We start from the raw sequence: 12,411 nt of genomic DNA, 5'->3' as shown, positions 1-12,411 counted from the left end.
CACCGGCCCAGCCTACGGCTACTCACGTTGCAGTGAAACAGTCACGTTGCGGTGAAAGTTGCAAGTCGTTGATCGAGCAGTGTTGCGGGCAATGGCATCAATCGCGGGGCATGGGTCCATAACAGGGCGGCCTCAACACTCCGCCCAGGGAATATCTGTTGCAGCAGAGCGCGATATAAAGCCATCTGATCCAGATATGCCGCATCCACTTCAGCAGCCTGCGCGGGTGGCGGCCTGTTGGTTTTGTAATCAACAACCAGCACTGCACTGTCAGTAATCAGCAAACGATCAACCTGGCCGGCAACCATCCGGTTGCCGACGCGACCAGCCAGAGGTGCCTCGACACGGGCCTGCGGCGCAAAGACTGGCGCGAAGGCCGGATCATCCAGAACCCTCAGGACTTCCTGCAGAATTTCATGCTGTTGCGCCGGAAGGAGGCCATGCGCGGGATGAGTCAGGAAGCGCGCTGCGGCGCTGCGGCGCGCATCTTCGCCGTCCAGGTCGGGCAAGGTTTGCAGCAGACGGTGGATCAGGCGGCCACGGGCCAAACCGACTAGTCGGTCGGTAGCGGTGGGACTGAGCGGCGGCGGATCGACCTTGCTCGGGCGTGAGGGGCTCAGCGGCCTGGGGGGCAGCGGATCGGGCGGCGGCGCATGGTGCAGCCAGGCGGGGAGGGCGGCCATGACGGGCGCGGCGGTTTGCGGTTTGGCTGTGCCGCGTGTCAACGGGAAGCTTTCAAACCGCAGGCCTTCGTCGCCCCAGGGAAGGGCAACGCTTTTTTCCTGCGTCTGCAATGTGGCGAAGCCAGCCGAGACAAGGTCATACCAGCAGCCCTGCGGCGGGCCTTTTTCTGCCGTGCGGCTGTTGAGATAGCCGCAAACATACAGGCGATCCTGCGCGCGCGTCAGCGCCACATAGAGCAGGCGGCGATATTCGGCCATCTGCTCGGCCTGACGCGCCGCGCGCAGGCCTGATGTTACGCTGACATCATTGTCTTTGCGCAGCGGCCAGTACAGTTGCGGTATGGCGCGCGCCAGCGCGGGACCAGCGGCATAGGTCGGCCGGCGCGGCGGCTGCGGTGCTTCGCCCCAGAGTAGACCCTCGCTGCCCTGCTCCTGCGGCAGGTCGCAGGTGTCAGGCAGGATCACCACCGGTGCCTCCAGGCCCTTCGCGCCATGCACGGTCAGCACGCGCACTTCATCGCGACCCTGATCCAGATCGCGTTTCACCTCGCCGGCATGGCGTGGGAACCAGCTGATGAAGCCCTGCAGGCTGGGCGCATTCTCGCGCTCATAGGCCAGCGTGGCCGCCAGGAATTCATCGATCGGTTCATTGGCCTGCGGTCCCAGTCGCGCGATCAGGCGGCGCCGTCCGCCGCCCGCGCCGAGCAGTTCGGCATAGAGTGTGAAGGGCGGGATCAGGTCGGCCCGGCCCAGCAGGACATGCAGTTCGTCGCTGGCAGTTTTCCAGTGCGGATGCTCGTTGGCGCGGGCCTGCAGCTCATGCCAGACATAGTGCTGCTTGCGATTCCAGCATAGCGCGAAGAGATCGTCTTCGCTGAAATTGAACAGTGGTCCTTTCAGCACAGCAGCCAGCGTCAGGTCGTCCTCCGGCAACAGGCAGAAGCGACCCAGCGCCAACAGGTCGAGTACGGCAACCTGCTCGGCCAGCCTCATGCGGTCAGCACCCGCCACCGGCACGTTGGCGGCCTTCAGCGCCTGGACCATCGCCTCGAAGAACACATTGCGGCGGCGGACCAGGATCATCACGTCGCCAGCGCGCAGGCGGCGGCCCTGGTTGGGCAGATCCTCGTGATCCATCCAGTGGCGAATCTGGGCGGCGATCTGTTCGGCCAGCCGCACGCGCGGGTCTTTCTGGCCGACATAATCCAGCGGCGCGTCCCAAGGTTCGCTCTGCGCTTTGGGGTCGGGCTTGAATGGCGGCCAGATTTCGATGCGGCCGGCGGCCTCGCGTCGGCTGGCCTTGTGGCTCAGCAGCTTGTCGTCCTGCACCACGCCTGTTTGCGCAGCTTCCTGGGCGAAGACGGCGTCGACCAGCTGCAGGATCGCCGGCGCGGAGCGGAAGGACATTTCCAGCGGCACGGGATGCAGCTGTTCGCCCACCGCTTCGGCGCGGCGGCGGAAATTCTCGCGCATGTCGAGGAAGGCCTGCGGCCGTGCGCCCTGGAAACTGTAGATCGACTGCTTGATGTCGCCCACGGCGAAGACCGTGCGGCGCAGCATGTCGCGTGCGCCGGTACCGCTGAAGAATTCTTCCGACAGGGCCGCGATCACTGACCATTGATCCGGGCTGGTATCCTGCGCTTCATCAACCAGGATATGGTCGATGCCCTGATCCAGCTTGAACATCACCCAGGGCACCTGGCTGGGTTCGACCAGCAGGTCGCGGCTCTTCAGGATCAGGTCGTCGTAATCCAGCAGACCGCGCGCGGCCTTCAGGTCCGTATAGGCAGCCAGCACGCGCTCGCTCAGCCGCAGCAGCATGGCGGTGGCTTCCGCGATGGTCAGGGCATTCAGGGTCTGCTGCAGGGCGATCAGGCGCGCCTGCTCCTCAGCCAGCGTATCCGCGGCAACCGGCCCGGCCGCCTTGCTAGCCATGCTGGCACGCGGTTTGCCTTCGGCGGTGAAGAAACCGGCCAGCCAGTCGGCTTCAAACCTGTCTGCGGGGCCGTTGGCGGCCAGCCAGTCGGCCAGCGGTCTGCCGATCTTCTGGTCGGTCTTGCCGCCACCGCAGAGCATTGCAGTGGCGTCGCGCAAGGCGGCCAGCGGCATGCGGTCGATATAGGCCTGCAGGCAGCCATCGCGTGTTGCATCCGGCGGCAGGTCGAGCAGTGCATGCAACGCGCCGATGGCGGCTGCGGCGCTGCCATGGGCCTCCAGCAGCAGGGCGAGATCGCGGCGCCTGCCCAGCAGGGCCTTCAGGATGGCGGCAAAGCGCGCATCATCCACGCGGGCGGCGAAGAAATGGATCACCGGCTGGAAGCTGGCATCCATCAGGCCGTCGCCCAGCACCTGCGCCTGGGCGACGGCGAACAGTTCGGCGGTGACGGCCTCGTCGGCGACGGCGAAGCCGGGCGGGACATTGGCCTCGACGGGGAAGCGTTTCAGCAAAGCTTCGCAGAAGGCATGGACGGTCTGGAGCCTCAGGCCGGCTGGTGCTTCCAGCGTGCGGGCGAACAGCCGTCGCGCCGCATCCATATCACCCGCCGTCACCTGCTGGCCGAGCAGATCGCGCAGTTCCTTGTCGAGTGCGCCGTCGTCCAGCGTGGTCCATTTGCCTAACCGGTCGGTCAGGCGCAGCTGCATTTCGGCAGCCGCGGCCTTGGTGAAGGTGAGGCAGAGAATGCCGCTCGGCCGCGTGCCCATCAAAAGCAGGCGGGTGACGCGGTCGACCAGCACACGGGTCTTGCCCGAGCCGGCATTGGCCGCCACCCAGGCTGACAGTGCCGGATCGGCGGCGACGCGCTGGTTGGTGGTGTGGGCGCGGAGTTCGTCGTCCGGAGTCTGGCTCATGACTCCTCTCCCGTGCCTTCGGCGCGCTCGGCCACGCGGGCGAGATGGTCGTAATCACCGGCATAGTCAACGAATTGCGGGCGTGGTCGCGAGAGATAGGGCATGGCAGCGTCGTCGAAGCGTGCAACCCAGGCGGCAAGCCGCGCCAATGCTTCCTTCGCCAGCTCATCGGCGGATGGGATGGGTGTACGGCTGGTGCCTTCTATCTTCCGCGCTTCGCCTGGTTCCGGCCCGCCACCGCTGAGCCGGATATAGACCAGTTCGGCAATCTCGGCCGGCGACAGGCCGTCGAAACCGCCGGCACGTGCGATGGCGGCTTCTAGCGCCAGCTGCGGCGACAGGCCGGTATGCACCTGCTTGGCCGAGGGCGGCCGGCCGGTCTTGTAATCCAGCACTGCCAGCGACTGGTCGCGCTCGTTGCGATCGATGCGATCCGCCTTGGCCTTCAGGACGAAGGGCCCGGCCGGCGCTGTGATCTCGAGTTTACCTTCCTGCTCCAGCAAGGCCGGACGGAAGCCGTCGCCACGGCGAGCCCGCTCATAGGCGACGAACCAGCGCATGGCGCGTTCGAAACGCGGCCACCACAGAGCGGCGATCTCGGATCGCTGCAGCCAGGCGCCGAATTCGGCGCGACCGAGATCGAAGAGTTCAGCCAGTGCGGGCTCATCCGCCGGCAGATCGGCCGGATGCTTTTTCAGGAAGGTTTCCAGCACGCTGTGGATCACGTTGCCGCGCAGGCGGGCATCGGGCGCCTGGTCGGGATCGTCGAGATGCCGCAGGTTCAGCACGCGCTTGGCATACAGCGCATAAGGGTCACGGATCCAGGTTTCGATATCGGTGACGTAAAGCGCGCGCGGACGCGCCTCGACCGGCGGCGTGGGCCGCGGGAGGGCGCCGCGCGCCACGTCCTTGGGTGCATCCATGCCATCGGCCCAGTGCAGATACTGCGGCGCCTGTGTGGCCGGCCAGCGCGGATCACCCTCCAGCAGCGCATCCAGCCGCAGCAGCCAGCGCGCCGGCACAGTGGGTGTGCCATCCACCTTGGCGGCACGGGTCAGGATCACGTCCGTGCCGCAGGCCGCCTGCATGAAATCATGCGCGGTCTGGCCCAGACGGAATTCCGGCGGCGTCAGGCCCAGCGTGTCACGCATCGGCCGGCTCAGCCACGGGTCTTCCTTGGCCTGCGGCGGCCAGGTGCCTTCGTTGAGGCCACCGAGGATGATGCGGTCGGCATGCTGCAGGCGGGCTTCCAGCAGGCCCCAGATGAACAGGCGCGGATGCGCATGGCGGCGTGGCCGCACCACCTGACCTTCCAGCAGGGCGTCTAGCAGGCGCGGCCAGGCGGCCGGCGCCAGTGCGCCGAATTGATGGGCTGCCTGCAGCAGCTCCACGGTCAGCGCGTGCAGGTTTTCACCGCTGTCATGCTGCCAAAGCGACGGGCCGTCAGCTTCGTCGGTCGAGGTCAGGTGTTCAGCCGCCACGATCTGCGCGCGCAGCATGTCATCCAGTGAAACCTCGGCCTGCTGCTGCAGGGCCAGCAAGGGCTGCAGGATAGTTTTCAGCCGTGTCAGTGGCGGCAACAGCTCGGCATGCCTGCGCTGCAGATCGGCGGCGAGGGCTGCGAGGCTGGACAGCGCGCGGGGCTTGCGCAGCACGGCGCGTTCAACCTGCCGGGTCCAGCGCAGCAGATCGAGGCGCTTCATGCCGATCCGGCAGAAGGGATGCTTCAGCAGCGCCAGCAGGGCGACCGGCGCGCAATCCTCGGCCACCACTTGCGCCAGCAGTCGCAAGAACACGGCCGGTGGCGTCTGGTCCAGCGGCGTGCCGGCGGAATCGTCGATATTGATGCCGTAGCGCGCAAGCTCGGCTGCGACGCGGCGTGCCAGCATGCGGTCGGGTGTGATCAGCGCCGCCGTGCGGCCGGGCTGTTCCAGCGTCTGGCGCATCATCAGCGCGATGGCCAGGGCTTCTTCGCGCGGACCCGGCGCATAGACGCGCTGCAGGCCGGACAATGCCGCATCGGTAGCGGCCGTCGCCATGCCGCGCCAGCGATGGGTCTCGCCCGGCGGCAGCAGTGCGGCCGAGAAGAGGGCTGCGCGCGCCGTGGCAATGTCATCGCTGCCGGCAGTATCGGGCCAGTCCTGCACATCCTGACGCAGCGCGCCGATGGTCTGTAGCAGGCGTGCCAGTGCATGCTGCGGGTGGGTGGGTTCGGTCTTTGCCGCGGTCCAGGCAGCTTCGTCGAGATGACGGTCGAGGCCGGGCAGCACCACCATACCCTGCGGCAGGCGCGCAATCAGCTTCAGCAGCCGCGCGGTGGCGGGAATGGTGCCGGTGGAGCCGGCGGCGATCACCGGGCCGGCGGGCGGATGCGCCTGCCAGTGATCGACCCAGCGCTGGGTCAGGGCTTGGCGATGTTCGGCGGCATCGGCACGGTTCTGCTCGGTCTTGATTGCCGGCCAGGCGGTGCGGATGACATCGAGGAACTGCAGCGTCTGCTGCCAATGTCCGGCCAGGCTGGCGGGAACGAGATCGGGAAGTCGGTCGAGCCCGACTTCCTCGGTGGATGCAGCATCGAGCAGATGACCCAGGTCGCGCGCCAGCCGCACGGCGGTGGCCGGATCGTTGCCGGCCAGCGGTGCGGCGCGCACCAGGCGCGCCAGCAGCAGCGTGCGGTCCAGCGCCGAGAAGGGCAGCGCTTCAGGATCGGTGGCCTCGCCGCGCAGATCGAGTTCGTCTTCATCGATGTCACCCAGCGGGCGGATCACCGGCAGCAGCAGAGCCGCGCCATCGCTCTGGCGCAGAAAGGCCTCGGTCAGCGCGCGGCAGGCGCGCCGTGTGGGCAGCAGGACAGTGACCTGCGACAGTTGCAGCGGATCGCAGCCGAAGCGCTGCAGGATGCCGTTGGCCAGCACATCGAGAAAGGCGCGGCCGGGCGCAATCGTGAAGACGGCGGGATCGGCCGCGCGCGTCATGTCAGCCGCGTTTCGGCCTGGGCGAGGCCGTCATGTGTGCCGACATCCATCCAGTCGCCGTGATGCACCAGGCCATGCAGGCGGCTTGCTGCAATGGCGCGGTCATAAAGGATATTCAGCGAGAAGGCGCCGGGTGGGGCATCGCGGAACAGGGCCGGCTGCAGGATCTGCACGCCGGTATAGACGTATGGCGCCGTCGGCTGCGTGCCGCGCCGGATCAGGCGGCCATCAGCGCTCAGTGAAAAATCGCCGGGACCGTTATGGCCGGTGGCGGCCTCGCGCGGCTGCAGCAGCAGAAGGCCATCCATGCTGGCCGGATCGAAGGCATCAGCCAGACGTTGCAGCGAAGACGGACCGTCATCGCGCCAGATCAGGTCGGCATTCACAGCGAAGAAAGGCGTGTCGCCGAGCAGTGGCAGGGCTTTCGCTATGCCGCCACCGGTTTCCAGCAGCAGGTCGCTTTCATCCGAAATGACAATCGCGATATCGCGGCGCATGATGAGGTGATCGCGGATCTTCCGGCCGAGCCAGTGGATGTTGACGACAGCACGGCTGACGCCGGCCTCCACCAGACGGTCGAGGCAGCGGTCGAGCAGCGTGCGGCCGGCGACGCTGACCAGTGGTTTGGGCGTGTGATCGGTGATGGGCTTGAGCCGCGTGCCAAGGCCGGCGGCCAGGACCATCGCGGTGTGCGGAACGCTGTCCATCACAGGCCCGGCAGCGGCTTGCGCCGCAGATCCTGCGGCACGGTCGCATCGAACCAGCCGCGCAAGTCGGCAAGCGCGGGATGGGCAAGGTCGCGCTCGACCAGACCCCACATGCGCGGCATGAAGGCTTGGTAGTGTGGCTTGCCGTCGCGCTTCCACAGGCGGGTGAAGATGCCGAGGATGCGGATGTTGCGCTGAGCGCCGAGAATGGCATAGGCGCGGCGGAAGGCGGCGTCATCGACGCCGCTGCGGGCGATGTAACGCTGCAGCATCGCTTCGGCCAGTTCCGGATCGACATCGCGGCGCGCATCTTCCAGCAACGAGACAAGATCGTAGGCACGGTGGCCGGCGACCGCGTCCTGGAAATCCAGCAGGCCGATCTTCGCCGCGCCCTGGCGCCTGGGCAGCCAGAGCAGGTTCTCGGCATGAAAATCACGCAGCACCAGCACGCGTGGCTCCACAACCACTTCCGGGGCTAGAATGCTCCACAGGAAGCGGAAGGCGTTGCGTTGCGCCGGCGGCGTTTCGCGGCCGGTCAACGTGGGCAGATACCAGTCGATGAACAGCTCGACCTCATCGATCAGGCGCTGCTCGTCATAGGAGGCAATGCCGGCGGGGGCGGGATGGCGATGCAGGTCGAGCAGGAAGTCGATGGTGGTTTCATAGAGCGGCGTTTCCGCCGTGCCCTCATGGATCAAGCGGGCGAAGAGATCGTCGCCCAGGTCTTCCAGCAGCAGGAAGCCATGCTCGGCATCCTCGGCCAGGATGCGCGGTGCGCTGTAGTCTAGTTTTTCCAGATGACGCGCGATGCGCACGAAGGGCCGGACGTCTTCCTGCGGCGGCGGCGCATCCATCAGCACGGCCGAGGCCGCACCGCGCCGCAGGCGATCGTATTTGCGGAAGGAGGCATCGCCCGCCAGTTTGGCGCGCACGGCATCGCCCCAGCCGGCCTTCGCCAGGAAGGCAGTCGAGAGAGCCAGGCGGTCAGTCATGCACGGATACCGGAAAATCGTTGAGGCGGTCGGCCCAGGTCTCGTCGCCCAGCAGGTCGGCCCAGCGCGGGCTATCGGCGCCTGCGGTGGGCGCAAGATGGATGGTCAGCGCCGTGGCCGGCATCTGGCTACCCATGCGGTCGGGCCATTCGATCAGCGTGATGCCGTCGCGTAGCGCATCATCGAGGCCGAGCTCGTCGAGTTCGCGCACGTCGGCCACGCGGTAGAGATCGAAATGCCACAGCGTGGCGATATCCGTCTCATAGGTCAGGACGAGGTTGAAGCTCGGGCTGGGCACTTCGGTCGCCGGGCCAGTCAGATGCCGGATCAGGGCACGGGCGAAGCTGGTTTTGCCGGCGCCCAGCGGGCCATCCAGCAGCAGCGCGTCGCCAGGCTTGAGCCGTGGCGCCAGCGCCCGCGCCAGCGCGGCGGTGGCTGCCTCGTCGGGCAGCGTAAGACGGCGAATCAACGGCATGAAATTGAGTCTACTGACGGCCTGTCAGGGCCGCAATCGCATCTGCCGGCGGAGTGTCGTTGGATTGGCAGGGCAGCAGGATTTCCACGGCCTGGAGGCCGTCCTGGTCGCCGGCCAGCCGCAGGCGGGCGCCATGTAGGTCGAACAGGCCCCGGGCCACGATTAGCGACAGGTCGGCATTGGCCCGGCGGTGTTCCGGCGGGTCGACCAGATCGGCGAAAAGCTGGCGCGGCTGTACCGGGCTCAGGCCCCCACTGTGGCATTCGATCCGCAGGCAGATGTCGTCCCGGCCATGGCTGGCCAGGCTGAAGGCAACCTGGCCGCCCTGTGGGGTGCCATCCAGGGCGGCGACCATTACACTATCGAGCGCCTGGCGCAGGCGCTGGCCGTCGCCACTGATGATGGTGCCTGCGCGGCTTTCATCGGGCATGGTCAGCTGGATGGTGCGGCGGTCGGCCAGGTCCCGCCAGATCGCGGCTTCATCCTGCCATAGTGCGTCCATCGCAATCGGTTCGGGTTCCAGCGCCATCTGGCCGACCTCGATGGTGGCGATAGCAATAATGTCATCAAGCAGGCGCAGCAGGTCGCGCGATGTCTTCATGATGTCGGCGCAGTATTCCTCCTGCCGCGCGTTCATCGGCCCCAGAATGCCTTGTGACAGCACCTCGGTCATGCTGATCAGCGTGCCAAGCGGCGAGCGCAAGTCATGCGTGATGTTGCTGATGAAGGCGGCATTCATGCGATCGGTGCGTTCCAACGCCTCGTTGCGCTCGCGCAGCGCGCGTTCGATGCGGATGCTGGCGCTGACATCGAGATAAGTATAAAGCACCGCGCCATCGGGCAGCGGCACCGAAGCGTAATCGATCACGGTGCCGTCGCCGCGTTCCAGCCGGCCGCGCGTGGCCTTGCGGCTGGCGAAGCTGTCGATCAGGCGCTCGCGGAGCTGCGCCCAGTCGGGGCCGCGCTGCATCAGCGGGCGTGCCGCCTCCATCACCTCGGTAATATGCGGCTGGCGGTTCAGGATATCGGGGTCGATCTGCCAGAGCTGGGCGAAGGCGCGGTTGTACAGCGAGATGCGGCCGTCCGAGCCATACACCACCACCGCTTCATAGAGGTGATCCAGCGTTGCGCGCTGGACGGCGATCATGGTGTTGGTAGCCCGTTCCAGTGTCAGTTGCCGCGTCACGTCGTCATAGGCGAAGAGCAGGCCGCCGGAGGGATAGGCGCTGATCACCAGCCGCAGCGTCGAGCCGTCGGGCAGGTGAATCAGCTCTTCCTGCCGCTCGATCACCGAGGTGAACAGGTTGAGCTGGCTACGCTTATAGGCTTGCCAGTCGATCTGCTCAGGCAGGCGGCGGTCGGCGCGCAAGTGTTCCAGAATCTCGCCGAAGCCGGGGCGGGATTCGAGCCAGGCCTCGTCCAGTTGCCACAGGCGCGCATAGGCGCGGTTCCAGATCAGCAGCTTCTTGTCGGGGCCGTAGATGGCGGTGGCGGTCGAGATGGTGCGCAACACCTCCATATGGGCTTCCATATGGCGGCGCAGCTGGCCGCGCGCATCGGCCTCGGGCGTGATGTCCTGCGCAAAACCGAGCGTGCCGTCGCCGGCCGGCTGTTCGAAGATGCGGTAGTTTCGGCGGTCGCCCTCGGCGACGAAGCGGCGCTCCTCCGATTTCAGTGTGGCGGCTTCGCGGGCGGCCAGCGCCAGGTCGCGCGGCTGGTCCAGATCATGCGCCGAGGCCAGTTCCAGGCCGCGGTCGATCACATCCTCGGCGGTCGTCTCGGCCAGCACGGCATAGCGGGCGTTCACCCAGATCAGGCGGCCCTGCGCATCGCGGCGCCAGATCGGGAAGGGGGCTGCATCCAGCAGGCCTTTGGCCTGGGCTTCGGCTTCCTGCAGGTGATCGTTATCCGCCAGCAGGGCATCGAGCCGCTGCTGCAGGGCCAAGGCGGCCTTGCGCTCGCCTTCGCGGGCGATCTGGGTGGCCGCGGTTTCGGCTTCAGCGATACGCAGCTTCTCGGCGAGACCGCGTGCGCGCCAGCCCTGCCAGCCGGCCACGCCGGCGGCAGCGGCAACAGCCGCCAGCCACAGGGTATCGTTCACGCCAGTGTCTCCGCAGCCCCAGACATGCCGGCCACTATCGACACCTCAGGCTGCCAAGACAAGGCGTTAAAACGACAAAGGCCGGGACAAGCCCGGCCTTTGCGCATGACGAACGATTCGTCGTTATCAATTAGTAGCGATAGTGGTCCGGCTTGAACGGGCCCTTCTCGGCAATGCCGAGATACTTCGACTGCACCGGAGTGAGCTTGGTCAGCTTGGCGCCGACCTTCTCCAGATGCAGGCTGGCGACCTTTTCGTCCAGATGCTTGGGTAGGGTGTAGACCTGCTTTTCGTACTTGCCCGGGTTGGTCCAGAGTTCGATCTGCGCCAGCACCTGGTTGGTGAAGGAGGCGCTCATCACGAAGCTGGGGTGACCGGTGGCGTTGCCCAGGTTCACGAGACGGCCTTCCGACAGCACAATGATGCGCTTCTTGTCGGGGAACTCGACCTCGTCCACCTGCGGCTTCACATTGTGCCACTTCATGTTCTTCAGCGCGCCGATCTGGATCTCAGAGTCGAAGTGACCGATGTTGCAGACGATGGCGCGATGCTTCATGGCGCGCATGTGCTCGATGGTGATGACATCGAGGTTGCCGGTGGCGGTGACGAAGATGTCGCCCTTCGGGGCGGCCTCTTCCATGGTCACGACCTCATAGCCTTCCATAGCGGCCTGCAGGGCGCAGATCGGATCGATTTCAGTGACCATGACGCGGCAGCCGGCGTTGCGCAGCGAGGCAGCCGAACCCTTGCCCACGTCGCCGTAACCGGCGATGACGGCGATCTTGCCGGCCATCATGACGTCGGTGCCGCGGCGGATACCGTCGACCAGGCTTTCGCGGCAGCCATAGAGGTTGTCGAACTTCGACTTGGTTACGCTGTCGTTGACGTTGATCGCCGGGAACAGCAGGCGGCCTTCCTTGGCCATCACATACAGGCGATGCACGCCAGTGGTGGTTTCCTCGGTCACGCCCTTGATGGCATTGCCCATCTTGGAATACCAGCCCGGCGAGGACTTCAGCTTCTTGGCGATCGCGGCGTAGAGGACGGTTTCTTCCTCATTGGTCGGCTTGGAGATCACCGAGGCGTCCTTCTCGGCCTGCATGCCCAGATGGATCAGCAGGGTGGCGTCGCCGCCGTCGTCGAGGATCATATTCGGGGTGCCGCCGTCGGCCCATTCGAAGATCTTGTGGGTGTAGTCCCAGTATTCTTCCAGGGTCTCGCCCTTCACAGCGAAGACCGGGATGCCGGCCTTGGCGATGGCAGCGGCGGCATGGTCCTGGGTCGAATAGATGTTGCACGAGGCCCAGCGGATGTCGGCGCCCAGCGCCTTCAGGGTCTCGATCAGCACACCGGTCTGGATCGTCATGTGCAGCGAGCCGGCGATGCGGGCGCCTTTCAGCGGCTGGGCCTTGCCGAATTCGGCGCGGGTGGCCATCAGACCGGGCATTTCGGTCTCGGCCATATCCAGTTCCTTGCGGCCCCAATCGGCCAGACCGATGTCCTTAACGATATAATCCGCGCTCATTTTCCGCAGCTCCAGTTGGCGAGATTTCACACTGGGCGCGGATATAGCAGCGGCCGGAGGGGCTTGTCCAGCCTTATATAAAGAAATCTTTATATAGGTATAT

General features: G+C 66.1%; 7 protein-coding genes. All 7 read right to left on the bottom strand.

The window, feature by feature from the left end:
- Window positions 1–41: 41 nt before the first annotated feature.
- The 7 genes from addA to ahcY all read right to left on the bottom strand — a co-directional run bounded on the left by addA (window position 42) and on the right by ahcY (window position 12,308).
- Window positions 42–3,533: a double-strand break repair helicase AddA gene (gene addA / locus AC1RRT_RS05005; RefSeq protein WP_493012681.1), complete on the bottom strand. Its 3,492-nt coding sequence runs from the start codon at window positions 3,531–3,533 to the stop codon at window positions 42–44.
- The gene (gene addB, locus AC1RRT_RS05000) at window positions 3,530–6,508 is read right to left on the bottom strand and encodes a double-strand break repair protein AddB (protein ID WP_493012680.1); all 2,979 of its coding nucleotides are present in this window, start codon (window positions 6,506–6,508) and stop codon (window positions 3,530–3,532) included. Before addB ends, addA begins: the two co-directional genes overlap by 4 nt.
- A complete protein-coding gene (locus AC1RRT_RS04995) occupies window positions 6,505–7,215 on the bottom strand; it encodes a nucleotidyltransferase family protein (protein WP_493012679.1) in 711 nt (236 codons plus the stop codon). Before AC1RRT_RS04995 ends, addB begins: the two co-directional genes overlap by 4 nt.
- Window positions 7,215–8,207 carry an aminoglycoside phosphotransferase family protein gene (locus AC1RRT_RS04990; protein ID WP_493012678.1) on the bottom strand — a complete coding sequence of 331 codons (993 nt, stop codon included), beginning with the start codon at window positions 8,205–8,207 and terminating at the stop codon, window positions 7,215–7,217. The genes AC1RRT_RS04995 and AC1RRT_RS04990 overlap by 1 nt, the downstream gene beginning before the upstream one ends.
- Window positions 8,200–8,682: a tRNA (adenosine(37)-N6)-threonylcarbamoyltransferase complex ATPase subunit type 1 TsaE gene (gene tsaE, locus AC1RRT_RS04985; protein WP_493012677.1), complete on the bottom strand. Its 483-nt coding sequence runs from the start codon at window positions 8,680–8,682 to the stop codon at window positions 8,200–8,202. Before tsaE ends, AC1RRT_RS04990 begins: the two co-directional genes overlap by 8 nt.
- A gap of 10 nt (window positions 8,683–8,692) precedes the next feature.
- Complete coding sequence (locus tag AC1RRT_RS04980) at window positions 8,693–10,783, bottom strand: PAS domain-containing sensor histidine kinase (protein WP_493012676.1); 2,091 nt, start codon at window positions 10,781–10,783, stop codon at window positions 8,693–8,695.
- A gap of 130 nt (window positions 10,784–10,913) precedes the next feature.
- Entirely contained in the window at window positions 10,914–12,308 is a 1,395-nt protein-coding gene (gene ahcY / locus AC1RRT_RS04975) for an adenosylhomocysteinase (RefSeq protein ID WP_493012675.1), read from the bottom strand.
- Between the last annotated feature and the right edge of the window lie 103 nt (window positions 12,309–12,411).

It is taken from the genome of Ferrovibrio sp. GW821-FHT12B10, from assembly GCF_058807515.1.
The sequence above is the reverse complement of the archived record's forward strand: the minus strand, read 5'-3'. Positions and strand labels throughout refer to the sequence as shown.